The following is a 15546-nucleotide window of genomic DNA, read 5'->3' on the forward strand; positions in this document are numbered from 1 at the left end:
CGACGACGGCTCATGACCCAAGAAGATGTTCTCCGCCACGCTCAACCCGTCCACCAGGTCAAGCTCCTGATAGATCGTCGCGATCCCCAAACCCATCGCCGCCGTCGGCGGCGCCAGCCGCACCGGCGCCCCGTCCAGCAACACCTCACCCTCATCCGGCGCATGCGCACCCGACAAGATCTTGATCAGCGTCGACTTCCCGGCACCGTTCTGGCCGAGCAGACAATGCACTTCCCCGGCCCTGACCTCAAGGTCCACACCATCCAGCGCACGCACGCCGGGGAACTGCTTGACGATTCCTCGCATCACGAGCAGGGACGCCGAGTCTGATGATGACTTCGGCACAGGAGCCTCCTAATAGGGGGTGATGACACGGCCTTGGCCCCGCCCGCCTGACGGCGCCGGGATTGGCACCACCGCTACGACACCGAGGTCGGCGTCAACGGTGCCGCTGCGGTTTCGGACAACCGGTCAGGCGGGCGGGACGTTCTTTGGGAAGGGAAGTCAGGTGGTGTTCCCGTCCGCCTGATCGCATGCGCCATCACCGCGGCACGCGGGATGGGCGGGAGTGCCGGCGGATCGGGCGGGAACGGTCAGGCGGACGGGAAGTCTGCGGTTACGTGGTGGTCGTGGGGAGCGGAGCGGTGGGCACGCCGGCCCACCTCGGGTGGGGCGATGAGTCTTGGAGTGCTCACGCCCCTCGATGGCTGGGATGTCGGATCGCGATGGCGGTCGGATCCGACAACGCGCGTTCGACGACGACGCCTGCCGCGCCCCGCGAGGCGGCGCCGAAGCCGAGGTCCGACGCGACGAACCGGCAGCGGTCGGTGGCGCCGGCGATGCTCAGGCGGACCAGTTCCTCCTGGGCCGCGGGAATGAGCCGGTCGGCGAGCCTGGCGAAGTAGCCGCCCAGCACGATCACCCGTGGGTTGAACAGGTTGACCAGCATGGCGGCGCCGAGCCCGAGCCACCGGCCCACCTCGGCCAGGGCCGCGTCGACGCGAGGGTCTCCCTCGGCCTGCCGCTGCTCCACTTCGGCCAGCCGCTCCTCCGGGTCCCGGACGACCTGCCGGCCTGTGCCGTACGCGCGGTCGGGCGTGGCCATGCGCACCAGCGCGGCCAGTCCGACCTTGGTCTCCCAGCAGCCGGTCCGGCCGCAGCGGCACGGCTCTCCGGACGGGTCGACCATGACATGGCCGACCTCACCCGCGAACCCGTCCGCTCCGCTCAGCAACCGGCCGCCGGAGATGACGCCGCCGCCGACCCCCACCTCGCCGGTGAGGTAGACCAGGTCGGGCGTGCCCGCCGCGATCCCCGAGGTGAACTCGGCCAGCGCGGCGAGGTTGGCGTCGTTGTCCACGGCGATGGGGATGTCCGCCCTGATCTCGGCCTGTGACAGCCTCTGGGCCACCGCCACCCCGCGCCAGCCGAGGTTCGGGGCGACCATCACGGTCCCGGTGGTCGTGTCGATCAGGCCGGGAACCGCCACGACGACCCCGGCCGGCACGACCCCGATCCGTTCGAGGTCGGTGACGGTCCTCTCGATGACCCGGGCCAGCTCGTCCAGTGAGCGTTCCGGGCCTGAGCCCATGGCGTCGAAGCCGATGCGCCGGTCGGCGAGCACCCTGCCGGCCAGGTCGGTGGCGAAGGCGGCGATGTAGTCGACGTTGACCTCCACGCCGAGCGCGCCGACACCCGAACCGTCCAGGACGAGCGCGACGCTCGGGCGGCCGACGGAGCCGGCGTGCTGCGGCCCGGTCTCCTTGACCAGCCCTCGTGCCTGCAACTCGTTCACCAGACTGGTGACGGTCGTCTTGTTCAGGCCGGTCGCGACCGCGACCGCCGACCTGGAGCACGGGCCGTTCACGCTCACGTGCCGCAGCACGAGAGCGAGATTGGAACGGCGCACGGTGGCCTGGTCCGCGGGAACGCCCGCGGACCCGCCCCGACTCGGCGAGTCGGTCGTACGGCCGTCGGCCCTGGTGTGGTCCACCGCACTCCTTAATTAGTTCGCATGGCTCGCCGAATTAAAGGCAGCGATCTCCGCACCGCACAAGGGGAAACCGGTTGCAGTTTCCGTAACGTTCCGATAACCAGGTCACGAATCGACGCTGACCTGCGGTGAAACGGAGCGATGCCAACTCGTTACGCGACACGGGGGTGCATGTCCGGACATCTGCGTGTTACAACCCTGATTAATTGATCTCAGAGACAAACAAAGGGACAGGTGAGGCACAGGTGTCGTACGAACCGCACCTCACCCGTCCCCTGGGCGGCTCTCCCCCGGCGGGTCCCGCCGCGCTGCGCCGCGCGAACCTCTCGATGGTGCTGCGCGAACTGCGCGACCACGCCTCCCTGTCCCGTGCCGACATCGCCGACGCGACGGGACTGCACCGGGCCACCGTCTCCAGCCTCATGTCCGAGCTCCTCGAACGGCGGCTGGTGCGGGAGCTCGGGGTGGAGCACGTGGGCGCCGTAGGGCGTCCCAGGCGGGCGGTCGCGCTGCACGGCGCGCACGTCGGCGCGCTGGGCATGGAGATCAACGTGGACTACATCGCGGTCCACGGCACCGACCTCAGCGGCCGGGTCCTGGTCGAGCGCCGCGTGGTCTTCGACACGATGGGCAGCCGACCTGACAGCGCGGTGCGACGGCTCGGGCTGGTGGCCAAGGAGTCCGTGGAGGCGATGGCGCGGGCCGGCGCCGTCCCCGCGGGCATCGTGGTCGCCGTTCCCGGCCTCGTGGACGTGGCGCGCGGCGTCGTGACGCTCGCGCCGAATCTCTACTGGCAGGACCTGCCGTTGGCGGAGCAACTGTCGGCGATGCTCGGCACGCTGCGCGTGCCGGTGCGCGTGGACAACGACGCCAACCTCGCCGCGGTCGCCGAGTTCACCTCGGGGATCGCGGCGGGCACGCCCGACCTGGTCTACCTCACCGGCGAGGTGGGGGTCGGCGGCGGCATCATCTCCGGCGGCAAGCTCCTGCGCGGCGCGGACGGCTTCTCCGGCGAGGTCGGGCACCTGCGGGTCGACCCGAACGGCGACCAGTGCGGCTGCGGCCGCATCGGCTGCTGGGAGACCAAGGTCGGGCTGGCCGCGCTCGTCCGCTCCGCCATGCCCGAGCAGGCGTACGGTCTGCCCGGCATGCCGGTCCCCGACCCGGGTGAGCGAGTGGCCGACATCGCCAGGGGCCTGGCCTCGGGCGACCGGCGCATGACGCAGGCGGTGGCACAGGTCGGTCAGTGGCTCGGGCTCGGCGGCTCGATCCTGGCCAACCTGTTCAACCCCCGCGTGATCGTCATCGGGGGCTACTTCGCCTCACTGGCCGAGTGGCTGCTGCCGCACGCGCAGGACCAGTTGCAGCGGCTCGTGATGGCCGCCCCTGCCGCGCAGTGCCGGTTCGTCGCCTCGACTCTGGGTTTCGGCGCCGCGTCCCGCGGCGCCGCGAGCATGGTGGTGAACCAGATCATCGACGACCCGACAACGATCATGGATTCATTACCCAGGCCGGCGGTTCGCTGACGGCCTCCACAGACCTGGAGACGGCACCCTCCAGTAACCGAAATATCCGCTACGACCAAGTGGCAACAAGCGCGGCGGCGCGCGCCTTGCCTGACGTCCCCCCGGTCAGGAAGGGTTTTCCATGACACCACGTTCTCGAACGTGGGCCTGGCCGCTTAACGCGGCTCAGCCAAACAGCGGACGGCGTCCGAGACGTCTGACCGCTGCGGCGATGGCACTCGCCATCGCCGCCCCCGCCCTCACGCTCCTGTCGGCGCCGGTGAGCGCCGAGGCCGCCACCGCGGCCGCGGAGCCCGACTTCAAGGTTCTGGTCTTCTCGAAGACCACCGGCTTCCGGCACGACTCGATCCCCGAGGGCATCGCGGCCGTCCAGCAGCTCGGTCAGCAGAACAACTTCGCGGTCGACACGACCGAGGACAGCACCCAGTTCACCGACGAGAACCTGGCTCAGTACCAGGCCGTGGTCTTCATGTCCACGACCGGTGACCCGCTGAACACGCAGGACCAGAAGGACGCGTTCCAGCGTTACATCCAGAAGGGCGGCGGCTACGTGGGTGTCCACGCCGCCGCCGACAGCGGATACAACTGGGCCTGGTACGGCAAGCTCGTCGGTGCGTACTTCAAGCAGCACCCGGCGATCCAGCAGGCCACGGTGAAGGTCGAGGACCCGGCGCACCCGTCGACCAAGGGCCTGCCGACGACCTGGAGCCGTACCGACGAGTGGTACGACTACCAGACCAACCCGCGGGGCACGGTCCACGTCCTGACGTCGCTGGACGAGAAGTCCTACACCGGCGGCACGATGGGCGCCGACCACCCGAACACGTGGTGTCAGGACTACGACGGCGGTCGTTCCTGGTACACGGGCCTCGGCCACCAGAAGGCCAACTACAGCGAGGCCAACTTCCTGAAGCTGCTGCTGGGCGGTATCAAGACCGCCGCCGGCGCGGAGAAGGCCGACTGCTCGGCCTCGCAGAGCAGCAGTTTCGAGAAGGTCACCCTCGACGACAACACGTCGAACCCGATGATGATGGACATCGCCAACGACGGCCGCGTCTTCTACGTGGACCGTCTGGGCGAGGTCAAGGTCATCAAGCCCGCCGGTGGCACGGTCACGGCCGCGAAGCTGAACGTCTTCACGGCCAACGAGAGCGGTCTGCTCGGGATCACCCTCGACCGCGACTTCGACACCAACAAGTGGGTGTACCTCTACTACTCGCCCGCCGGGGAGAACGTCGACCGGCTGAGCCGGTTCACGGTCACCGGTGACACGCTGGACATGGCGTCCGAGAAGAAGATTCTCGACGTCCCGGTGCAGCGGGCCGAGTGCTGCCACCACGGCGGCGGCATGCTCATGGACCACAAGACCGGCGACCTGTGGCTGGCGACGGGTGACAACACCAACCCGTTCGCGTCCGACAGCTACACGCCGATCGACGAGCAGTCTGGCCGGTCCTCCTGGGACGCGCAGCGTTCCTCGGCCAACACCAACAGCCTGAGCGGCAAGCTGCTGCGGATCCACCCCGAGACCGACGGCACCTACAGCATCCCGTCCGGGAACCTGTTCGCGCCCGGCACCGCGAAGACCAAGCCGGAGATCTACGGCATGGGCTTCCGTAACCCGTTCCGGATGGGCATCGACCCCGAGACCGGCAACATCATGCTCGGCGAGTACGGCCCCGACGCCAACTCCGCGAACGCCAACCGGGGTCCGCAGAACACGGTCGAGTGGAACCTGATCACCAAGCCGGGCAACTACGGCTGGCCGTACTGCATCGGCAACAACACGCCGTACATCGACTACAACTTCAGCACCAGGCAGTCGGGACAGGCCTTCAACTGCGCGGCGCCGGTCAACGAGTCGCCGAACAACGACGGTCTGACCAACCTGCCCCCGGTGATTCCGGCGACGGTGTGGTACCACTACCAGGCCAACTCGACCTTCCCCGAGCTCAGCGGCGGCGCGCCGATGGGCGGCCCGGTCTACCGCTACAACGCCGACCTCAAGTCGAACGTCAAGTGGCCGGCCTACTGGGACGGCAAGGCCGTCTTCGGTGAGTGGAACAACAACCAGGTGTGGTCGTTCCAGCTCGACGAGACCGGCACCAAGCTCGTCGAGATGAACCGGATCCTCTCGTCCCTCAGCTTCAAGAAGCCGATGGACATGAAGTTCGGCCCCGACGGCGCGCTCTACATGATCGAATGGGGCTCCGGCTTCGGCGGCGACAACGCCGACTCGGGCATCTACCGCATCAACTACATCAAGGGCAACCCGCTGCCGGTCGCCCACGCCACGTCGGACAAGACCGACGGCCCGCTCCCGCTGACCGTCCAGTTCTCCAGCGAGGGCAGCCGCGACCCCGACGACCAGACGCTCACCTACGCCTGGGACCTCGACGGTGACGGCGAGACCGACTCCACCGAGGCCAACCCCAGCTTCACCTACGAGGAGGCGGGTGAGTACAGCGCGGTCCTGACCATCAAGAACGAGGAAGGCGAGACCGCGACGGCCACCGTCGTCATCGTCGCCGGCAACAACCGGCCGACCGTCAAGGTGAACGTCCCGCCGAACGGCGCGTTCTTCGAGTTCGGCGACCAGGTGAAGTTCACCGTCACGGTCACCGACCCCGAGGACGGCGAGGTCGACTGTGACGATGTCAAGATCCAGGCCATCCTGGGCCACGACAGCCACGGCCACCCGCTCGACCAGCTCACGGGCTGCGAAGGCACCCTGCAGACCCAGCAGGCGGGCCACGGCGAGACCGACAACCTGTTCTACGTCATCGAGGCCAGCTACGCCGACAAGGGCAACGACGGCGCTCCGTCGCTGACCGGGCGTGGCGAGGTGCTCCTGCAGCCCAAGCGCAAGCAGGCCGAGCACTTCAGCCAGACCGGCCGGGTGACCGGCGGGGTGGGCACGGACGCCGCTGGTGTCCAGACCGAGAGCACCTCCGACACCGCGGGCGGCGCCCAGCACATCGGCTTCATCCAGGACGGCGACTGGTGGTCGTTCGACCCGGTCAACCTGGCGAACCTCTCCTCCATCCGGTTGCGTGCGTCCTCCGGCGGCGCCGGCGGCACCGTGCAGATCCGGGCGGGCAACCCCGAGAACGGCACGCTGATCGGTGAGGCCACCGTGGCTCCCACCGGCGACTGGCAGACGTTCACCGACGTCTCGGTCGACCTGACCAGTGTGCCGAGCGAGAGCGGTCCGCTGTACTTCGTCGCGCGCAAGCCGGCGAGCGCGGCGAACGACGCCTACCTGCTCAACGTCAACTGGGTCGACTTCGTCGGCAAGGGCGCGACGGAGAACGAGCGTCCGATCGTCACCGCGACGGCGAACCCGGTCACGGGCATCGCTCCGCTGAAGGTCGACTTCACGGCGACGGCCACCGACGCCGAGGGCGACCCGATCACCTACAAGTGGGACTTCGGCGTCAACGGCTCGCCGCAGCCCACCACCGCCGCGGCGAGCTACACCTACACCGCGCCGGGCACCTTCACCGCCGTGGTGACCGCGTCCGACGACAAGGGTGCCTCGTCCACCGCCAAGGTGCAGATCAAGGTGAACGCGCCGGACACGGTGTGCTTCTCCGGACGCTCCGACGACTTCCTGGGCAACCAGCTCGACCGGGACCGCTGGTCGGTCATCCGGGAGAACCAGGACCTCAGGGTCTCGGACGGGAGTCTCATCATCCCGACGTCGGCCACCGACATCTACACGTCGACCAATGACACGCCGAACATCGTCGTGCAGCCGGCTCCCTCGGGCGCCTGGACGGCCACGGCCAAGCTGACGCTGGACGCGCGTGACGCGTACCAGCAGGCGGGCCTGGTCATCTACGGCGACGACGACAACTACGCCAAGATGGTGCTCCAGGCACGGTCGACCTCCGGGTCGAACCACGCCAGCCGTATCTTCCAGTTCATCCGGGAGGAGAACGGCCAGCCGAACGAGGTGAACGAGAGCAACACCGCGAACCTCGGGGACAGCTACCCCGACACGGTGTACGTGCGTTTCATCAGCGACGGCACCAACATCACCGCTCACTACTCGTCGGACGGCAGCAACTTCACGGCCATGCCGCAGACGAAGTCGCTCGCCGGGATCACGAACCCGAAGATCGGCCTGCTCTCGCTGGCCGGGGCCAACCACCCGGTCGTGGACGCGGCCTTCGACTGGTTCCACATCACGCCGGACGACAAGGCGACCGGGCCGAACCCGAACGACGAGTTCGACGGCACCTCGCTCGACAACTGCCGCTGGGACTCGATCGTCCGTCCCGAGCCCACGGCGATGCGCGTGAGCAACGGCGTCCTCGAGCTCGACACCACCACGGGTGACATCTACGGGACCACCAACAGCGGCCCGAAGAACTTCATCCTGCAGAAGGCTCCGAGCGGCGACTGGACGCTCGAGACCAAGCTCGACGGTTCGGCTCTGAGCGAGCAGTACCAGCAGGGCGGTCTGATCGTCTACGGCGACGACGACAACTACGTGAAGTTCGACTTCCTCACCACCAACACCGCAGGGTCGACGGTGGCGCGGACGATCGAGCTGCGCAGCGAGGTCGGCGGCACCGTGCAGAACCCGCAGCCGCAGGTCAACAACCGCACCACCGGTGTGTGGTGGCTGCGCCTGAAGAAGGTGGGCGACAGCTTCACCGGCGCCTACTCCTCCGACGGCACCACCTGGACCGACCTGGCCACCAACGGCACGACCACCGCGGTGAAGAACAGCGCCGTGGCGAACGCGTCGAAGGTCGGCGTCTACACCATCGGCACCAACCAGGGCGCGTCCAAGACGGTCAAGTTCGACTACTTCAAGCTGACCAAGGCTGGAAGTGAGGACAAGACCGCTCCGGTGACGACGGCGACGACCGACCCGGCGCAGCCGGAGGGCGGCTCGTTCACCGGCCCGGTCACGGTCACCCTGCAGGCGGCCGACGAGGCCGGCGGCAGCGGGGTCGCCAAGACCGAGTACTCGCTGGACGGCGGCGACTGGGCGGCCTACACCGCTCCGGTGACCGTCTCCGGTGACGGCGAGCACCAGCTGCGCTACCGCTCGACCGACAAGGCCGGGAACACCGAGGAGATCAAGACGCTCACGCTGACGATCTCCGCGGCTCCCGAGCAGGAGGTCGAGCTGACCGTGACGGCCTCCTCCCGGTGCATCGGCACCTCGGCGTACCTCGCCGTGACCGCCGTGAACGCCGGCGAGGTTCCCGCGACGGTCACCCTCACCACCCCGTACGGCTCCAAGACCGTGGCCGACGTGGCCCCGGGCAAGCAGGCGTACCAGTCCTTCAACACCCGGGCCGGGCAGATCGAGGCGGGCACGGTGACCGTCACCGGCACCGCGACGATCGACGGCAAGCAGGTCACCTCGTCCTACGAGGCGGCCTACGCCGCGGCCAGCTGCCGCTGACCGCACCGGCGGTGACCCCGGTCCCCACGACGAGGACACCGCCCTAGCACAACCGGGGCCGGCCGGCCGAACAGCCGGCCGGCCCCGCCCCTCATAAATGGAGCGAATGATCACATGAGAATCAACAGGACCACGCAGGTGGTCGCCGCGTCGGTGCTCGGCCTCGCGCTCGCCGGCGCCGGCCTGGCCGGCCCCGCGATGGCCGACGACGACCCCGGTATCAACGTGTCGGTGAACATCGAGCCCACCACCACTCCCGGTCAGCTGTCGATGACCGTGGCCGACAACAACGGGGTGTCCCTGCAGGAGAACGGCTCCGACGCCGCCGCCCGCCAGTTCACCGGGACCCTGCCGACGGTCACGGTGACCGACACCCGCAGCCCCGAGGAGATCCCCGACGGCGAGTACTGGGCGGTCGTGGGCCAGGCGAGCCAGTTCGTCGCGACCGACGACCCGGCCAAGACCATCGGCCCGGAGTTCCTGGGCTGGAAGCCGCGTCTGCTGAGCGACTCCTCCACCGGCGCGGTGTCGGCCGGTGAGCCGGTCTCCAGTGTCATCTCCGACGGCACCGGAGCCCCCGAGGTGGGTCTGGAGGGCCAGGAGCTGCTGGTCTCGACCGCCAACTCCGCCGACGAGATCGGCACCTCGCAGGTGAACGCCGACCTCGCCCTGCGCACCCCGGTGGACGTCGCCGCCGGCGAGTACCACTCCACCCTGACCCTTTCCCTGTTCAACCAGTCCTGAGCCGGAGGCTGAACGCCCCCACCCGATGTGGGCGTCCGGGCCGCTCAACCATCCCCCCGGAACACGGCCCGGACGCCCACGACGAGACAGGAGAGACCTTCGTTGACCAAGAGCCGTACGCGAGGCGCCCTCGTCCTCCTCGCCGTGCTTCACGCCGTCGGCGCGACCGTCATGGTCGCCTTGGTCGCGCTCGCCCCGCCCTCCAGCGCCGACGTCACCTGGTCCGTCGTACCGGCCGACGCCAACGGTCCCGACGGCCGCCGCGCCATCGACATCGAACTCGCCGGTGGGCAGCAGGTGACCGAGCACATCGCCGTCATCAACCGCTCCACCCAGCAGGTCGACTTCGCGATCGACGCCAACGACGGCTATCTGACGGCCAAGGGCCTCTTCGACATGCGCCCGTCGGACGCCAAGCCGACCGATGGCGGCGCCTGGGTCGAAGTCCCCGACAAGGTGACCATCCCCGCCGGAGCCACCTCCGTCGTGCCCGTGAAGGTCTCGATACCGCAGAACGCGACCCCCGGGGATCACCCCGCGGGCGTGACCGCCTCGGTGGACACGGTCTCCGGTCAGGTGCGGGTGCAGAACCGGGTGGGCGTCCGGCTGAACATCCGCGTGAGCGGCAGCTATGTGGCGAAGGTCGCCGTCAGCGACGTGAAGGCCGAATACACCTGGTCGTGGAACCCCTTCTCCGCGGGATCCGTCGAGGTGACCTACACCGTCGCCAACGTCGGCAACGTGCGGCTGGCCCCGGACTCCCGCGTCCTCGCGTCCTCGCTCCTGGGCGACAGCGGCTGGGACGACACCTCCGACGCCAAGTCCAGGGAGATCATGCCGGGGGGCAGCAGGACGTTCACCGCACGGGTGACCGGTGCCTGGCCGATGGGCGTGATCGACACGAAGGTGATGGCGATCCCCTCGCCCGCGGGTCAGCCGCTCCCCGGCGTCACCGCCGAGCGCGTGTCGATCGACACCTCGGTGTGGGCGTTGCCGTGGCCGCAGCTCGCCCTCCTCGCCCTTCTGGTCCTGCTCGCCTTCGCCCTCCGGATAAGCAGCACCCGGCGCCGCAGGCGCATGGAGAGGCTGATCCTCCTCAACAGCCCAGGCAGACCTCTCGGGGCGTGAGCGACATGAGCGCCAGCAGGCGGGCGGCCCCGGCGACACGCGTCCCGGGGCCCACCCGGCCCATCCGGAAAGCGACATCCGCCCCCAAGGAGGTGGCGATCATCAACCGAGCACCCCGGCAGCCCGCTCCGGTCCGGAGCCGGGTGCCCGGCCTCGTGGCCGCGTTCCTCATCGGCGCGCTCGTCGCCGGCGGCCTGGTGTTCTGGACGACCCGGCCGAGCTCGATCGAGCAGGTGGCCGACCAGATCCGCGCCGAGTCCGCCCTCCGCGACAAGACCCAGATCACGACCCTTACCGAGCTGGCCCGCACCACGCGCGACCGGCTCGTCCCCGTGACCGAGGGCCTGAGCCGCGCCATGCCGGTCGACGGCACGGCCGGCCCTGCCGTCGTGAGCGACGCCGACGTCGAGAGCTGGCGGAAGGCCGCCACCGCCGCCGTCGACGGCTTCGCCGACCCGCCGTCCGGCGAGACCGCCACCAACGTGGCGCGGTCCACTCTCGCCTCCGCCGTACGGCAGCTCGCCACGACCGTCGACACCTACGCGTCCGCGCGGGCACTCGAAGGAACGGCCCGCACGACCGCTCTGGACCTGGCCGTACGGCAGCGCACCAACGCGCTCTTCGCCTGGTCGGTCGCAGCCACCGCCCTCGACGCCCTGAACGTCGACGCGGGCAACGGACACCAGCACGTGTTCCTGCCGACATCACCCGGTGAGGGAGAGCTCACCCCCGACACAGAACCCGAGGGGAGTCACGAATCGTGACCAAGGCACTGAAATACGTCCTCACCGCCCTGTTGGCCGGCATCGCGCTGACGCTCGGCGCACCGGCGGCCTCCGCCCACGGCGGGGCGATCAAGCTGGAGGTGACCGGGGACGGCGACCACAACGTCAACGTCGTCGCGACGTGGAAGAAGGACGGTCATCCCGTCACCGAGACCGTCATCGCGACGCTGACGGCGACCTCCGCCGACGGCCGCACCTTCGGTCCCGTGCCGCTGATGTCGGCGCCCGAGGGCCAGAGCCTCTACCACTCCGCGGAGCCGCTGCCGAGCGGCGAGTGGAAGGTCACGGTCAAGGCGACCGAGCCCGCCAAGGCGTCCAAGACGGTGACGGTGAAGGCCGGTGTGGTCGACACCCCGCCCGAGGCGGCGGCGACCACGCTCGCGCCGGAGAAGGCCGCGGCGACCGGTCCCCTGGCCACCCGCGCGAACGCGCAGGACGCCGACGACTCGGCGGGCATGCCGCTCAAGATCGGGATTATCGTCCTCGTGGTGGCGGCCGCCGGAGCCGCCCTGGTCTTCGTCGCCCGCCGCAGGAACCTGTACGCCCGGCGCTGACCCGTACGCCCGGTCTCCACATCCGCGGGACAGACGCCGAACGCCCTCGGGAGGGCCGGTCACGCCGACCGGCCCTCCCGAGGCGTTTCCGGCCGATGGGAAGGGCCGCCCGAACGCCCTGACGGCCCGGAGGGGAAGGGCCCGGGGGAAAGGCGCCGCAGGGGAAGCACGGGAGAGGGGATCCCGGCGGGCGCTCGGACGGCTCGGCAGGCCCCGGACGGCCGGAGACCGGCCGGAGCGGGGAAGCGCCGGTCAGGAAGATCTGATTTCCGGGGCTCCCGATGAGATAGAGCCTCCCGCCCTCCGGCGACACCGCCCTGTCGGTGTTTCCGGAATCTCACGAACATTTTTTCGAATCCCTGGTTAGTCGAGCACCGGCGTCCGGGCGATCATGTGCGGCATGTCCGCGTCGAACGCCTCCAGGGGCCGGGCGGGCACCGGCTCGTCGGTGAGGACCGCCTCGGCGATCCTGTCGAGCCGGAACACGCGGACGGCGTCGCGCAGCCGGCACCAGGCCACCAGATACCACCACCCGCTCCGGCCGCCGACGAACGCTCCCGGCTCCACCTCCCTGGTCGTGAGCACGCCCTGGGCGTCGCCGTACCGGATGCGCAGGACGAGGCTCCGGAGCAGGGCCTCCTCGATGACCCGGCCGATGGAGCCGATGTATCGGGACTCCGGCTCGTCCTCGGTGAGGATCTGCACGCGGGCGGCCAGTTGGCGGGCCCGCTCCCCCTGCGGGCCCGGCATGGCGGCGACGAGCTTGCGCAGCGCGTTGCGCGCCTCGTCCGCGAACGGCTGCTGCTCCGTGCGGCTGAGCGCGATCGCCACCGCCACGGCCTCCGCCGGGGTGAAGTTGAGCGGGGGCAGGGACATGCTCTTGTCCAGCGCATAGCCTCCCCTCCGCCCGGCCTCCGCGTAGATGGGCACGCCGGCCTGCTGCAGCGCGGAGATGTCCCGCTCGATGGTCCGCGAACTGACCTCGAAGCGCAGGGCGAGCTCACGCGCGGACCGGCAGCGCGGGGAGATCGCCCGCAGGTCCTCGACGATCGCGTAGAGCCGGTCGGTACGGTTCACCCGGCAGACAGTAGGCCATGCCGCCGACATTTCTCGCTGACCCGTTCGAGTGCCCCGCGTTCGCCCAGGCCACGGCTTGGGACCGGCGGAATCCGGGCCGCCATGCCGCTGGTGCCGCCCATCAGCCGCCATCAGCCGCCCGTCAGCCGCCCGCGGCCTCGGCGAGTTCGGCCAGGCGGTCGCGGCCCGGCTCGGGGAACCGCTCGTCCAGTGCCTCGGCCCAGGAGATCCGGTCGAGCCGGAAGACGCGCACGTCGTCGCGCAGCCGGCACCAGGCCACCAGATACCAGTGCCCGCCCCGGCCGCCGAGGCAGATGCTCGGCTCGACGTCCCTGACGGTTGGCGTGCCCTTGCTGTTGACGTACTCCAGGCGCAGCACGCGCCGCCCGCGCAGCGCCCCGTCGATGGCGCGCTTGACCGAGTCGGGGCCCGCGAGCGCGTACCCGCCTTGGTCGAGCCGGATCGGGACGCCGGCCTCTCTGAGCCTCGCCACGTCGCGCACCACGGTGCTCCTGCTGACCCCGAGGCGCGAGGCTAGTTCGCGCGCCGACAGGCACCGGCCGGATTCCAGCTCCTTCACCAGCGCGTCGCGGCGTTCCATGATTCGACGCTACGTCGATCAGTCGGGCTGAACCCGCCCAACACACCTAACTCGGACGCCACAGCACTATCACCCCAAGTGCGCAGGAGTCCCCCAGGGGCGGGTGTTGCGGATGCGCTCCGGCGGTATCCCGCACAGGGCCGCGCGCTCGCACCCGAACCGCTGCCAGTCGAGCTGGCCGGGCGCGTGGGCGTCGGAGTCGACGGCGAACTCGCAGCCCATCTCGTACGCCAGCCTCATCAGGCGCTTGGGCGGGTCGAGCCGGTCGGGCCGCGAGTTGATCTCCACCGCGACCCCGAACCTCCGGCACGCCTCGAACACGATCTCGGCGTCGAACCGGGACTCCGGCCGCCCTCGTCCGCGCACCACCCGGCCGGTGCAGTGCCCGAGGACGTCCACGTTGGGGTCGGCCACCGCCGCGACCATCCGCCTGGTCATCTCCGCGGCGTCCATCCGCAGCAGCGAGTGGACGCTCGCCACCACGACGTCCAGCCGTTCGAGCAGCTCGGGCTCCTGGTCGAGCGAGCCGTCGGCGTTGATGTCCACCTCGATGCCGGTCAGGATCCGGAACGGCGGGCCGCCGTCCCCGGCGTACCGCTCGTTGAGCCCGGCGACCACGTCGAGCTGCCGCCGCAGCCGGTCGGCGGACAGGCCGTGCGCGACGGTCAGCCGGGGCGAGTGGTCGGTCAGCGCGAGGTACTCGTGCCCGAGCGCGCGGGCGGCGTCGGCCATCTCCTCGATCGGCGAGCCGCCGTCCGACCAGTCGGAGTGGCTGTGGAAGTCGCCGCGCAGCGCCGACCGCAGGGCCCGCGCCGCCTCGTCCAGGTCGACGTCCTTGGTGTCCTCCAGGCGGCGCAGGTAGGTCGGCACCGCGCCGTCCAGCGCCTCGGTGACGGCCAGGGCCGTCACCTTGCCGACGCCCTTCAGGCCGGTCAGTCCGCCGGTGCGCGCGAGCCGTACGAGCTCCTCCGCGGGCAGGGCCTCGATCGCGGCGGCGGCGCCGCGGAAGGCCCGCACCCGGTACGTCGGCTCGCCGGCCCGCTCCAGCAGGAAGGCGATGCGCTTGAGTGCCTCGACGGGGTCCACATCCGGCACGCTACCCCGGCGTACGGACCACCGGCGGGATGGGACATAACAGACTGATCAGGAACCTCACGTCGGCCTGTCCCGTTCGTCCAGCCAGACGATAATGTGTGCCGATCTCGATGAGCAGGAGCCCGATTGGCAGAGCGCGGGGAGAACCCCCTACCCAAGAACACCCCGCCCGGCATCCCCTCCTTGCCCGTCCATCCGATGTCCATGGGCGGCGCGCCGCGACCTCCCGCGCCCGCGCGCTCGGGCGGCGCCAAGTCCTCGACCCTGATCAAGCTCGGCACCCTTGGCCTCCTGTCCGTCCTCGTCGTCGGCTTCTGCGCGGCCCAGGACGACGACTACGAGGAGGTCGCCGCGGACTGCGTGGACACCTCGACGAAGAACCTGGACGGGTCGTACCTCGTCGTCGACGACGACTACTGCGACGACGACAGCGGCAGCAGGTCTTACTACGGCTCGCACGGCGCGTACCACTGGTACTACGGCGGCGTCCGCAACGGCGGCCGGGTCTACCAGGGCACGACGATCCGCCCGGCCGACGCGCAGATCACGACGCGGGCGGGGCGGGTCGTGCAGCGCGGCGGCTTCGGTTTCCACTCCGGCGGCGGCAGCTGAGCG

General features: G+C 70.1%; 12 protein-coding genes. 7 read left to right on the forward strand and 5 right to left on the reverse strand.

Annotation, left to right across the window (positions count from 1 at the left end):
* The coding region (locus tag HHX31_RS24275) for an ATP-binding cassette domain-containing protein (protein WP_169950818.1) at positions 1–306 on the reverse strand (306 nt) is incomplete at its 3' end.
* 385 nt (positions 307–691) lie between these two features.
* Complete coding sequence (locus tag HHX31_RS24280; RefSeq protein ID WP_311932211.1) at positions 692–1993, reverse strand: ROK family transcriptional regulator; 1302 nt, start codon at positions 1991–1993, stop codon at positions 692–694.
* 245 nt (positions 1994–2238) lie between these two features.
* Here HHX31_RS24280 and HHX31_RS24285 point away from each other — a divergent pair, with 245 nt between their 5' ends.
* From HHX31_RS24285 to HHX31_RS24310, 6 genes are all read left to right on the forward strand, one after another.
* Positions 2239–3519, forward strand: coding sequence for an ROK family transcriptional regulator (locus tag HHX31_RS24285; RefSeq protein ID WP_169950670.1), 1281 nt, complete (start codon positions 2239–2241; stop codon positions 3517–3519).
* 211 nt (positions 3520–3730) lie between these two features.
* A complete protein-coding gene (locus tag HHX31_RS24290; RefSeq protein ID WP_211590268.1) occupies positions 3731–8947 on the forward strand; it encodes a ThuA domain-containing protein in 5217 nt (1738 codons plus the stop codon).
* 114 nt (positions 8948–9061) lie between these two features.
* Entirely contained in the window at positions 9062–9691 is a 630-nt protein-coding gene (locus HHX31_RS24295) for a hypothetical protein (protein ID WP_169950672.1), read from the forward strand.
* Between the two features lie 102 nt (positions 9692–9793).
* On the forward strand, positions 9794–10819 hold the full coding sequence (locus HHX31_RS24300; protein WP_169950673.1) for a WxL protein peptidoglycan domain-containing protein: 1026 nt from the start codon (positions 9794–9796) through the stop codon (positions 10817–10819).
* 92 nt (positions 10820–10911) lie between these two features.
* The gene (locus HHX31_RS24305) at positions 10912–11583 is read left to right on the forward strand and encodes a hypothetical protein (RefSeq protein WP_169950674.1); all 672 of its coding nucleotides are present in this window, start codon (positions 10912–10914) and stop codon (positions 11581–11583) included.
* Positions 11580–12158 carry a hypothetical protein gene (locus HHX31_RS24310; RefSeq protein WP_169950675.1) on the forward strand — a complete coding sequence of 193 codons (579 nt, stop codon included), beginning with the start codon at positions 11580–11582 and terminating at the stop codon, positions 12156–12158. Before HHX31_RS24305 ends, HHX31_RS24310 begins: the two co-directional genes overlap by 4 nt.
* A gap of 363 nt (positions 12159–12521) precedes the next feature.
* Here the strand turns inward: HHX31_RS24310 and HHX31_RS24315 are convergent, their stop codons facing one another.
* From HHX31_RS24315 to HHX31_RS24325, 3 genes are all read right to left on the reverse strand, one after another.
* A complete protein-coding gene (locus tag HHX31_RS24315) occupies positions 12522–13235 on the reverse strand; it encodes a YafY family protein (protein WP_311932212.1) in 714 nt (237 codons plus the stop codon).
* A 142-nt stretch (positions 13236–13377) separates the two neighbouring features.
* Positions 13378–13836 (reverse strand): YafY family protein, encoded by a 459-nt coding sequence (locus HHX31_RS24320; RefSeq protein ID WP_169950677.1) that lies wholly within the window; start codon positions 13834–13836, stop codon positions 13378–13380.
* Between the two features lie 69 nt (positions 13837–13905).
* Entirely contained in the window at positions 13906–14922 is a 1017-nt protein-coding gene (locus HHX31_RS24325) for a PHP domain-containing protein (RefSeq protein WP_169950678.1), read from the reverse strand.
* A 135-nt stretch (positions 14923–15057) separates the two neighbouring features.
* On the opposite strand from HHX31_RS24325, the gene HHX31_RS24330 reads away from it, so the two are divergent.
* Positions 15058–15543, forward strand: a complete 486-nt coding sequence (locus HHX31_RS24330) for a hypothetical protein (protein ID WP_249346475.1) — start codon at positions 15058–15060, stop codon at positions 15541–15543.
* Positions 15544–15546: the final 3 nt, after the last annotated feature.

The organism is Microbispora sp. H11081 (genome assembly GCF_012999535.1).
GTDB lineage: Bacteria > Actinomycetota > Actinomycetes > Streptosporangiales > Streptosporangiaceae > Microbispora.

What these genes read in the sequence shown, in the direction of transcription:
- HHX31_RS24290 (WP_211590268.1), top strand. Translation starts at nt 3,731, where the DNA reads ATGGCACTCGCCATCGCCGCCCCCGCCCTCACGCTCCTGTCGGCGCCG.
- HHX31_RS24295 (WP_169950672.1), top strand. Translation starts at nt 9,062, where the DNA reads ATGAGAATCAACAGGACCACGCAGGTGGTCGCCGCGTCGGTGCTCGGC.
- HHX31_RS24320 (WP_169950677.1), bottom strand. Translation starts at nt 13,836, where the DNA reads ATGGAACGCCGCGACGCGCTGGTGAAGGAGCTGGAATCCGGCCGGTGC.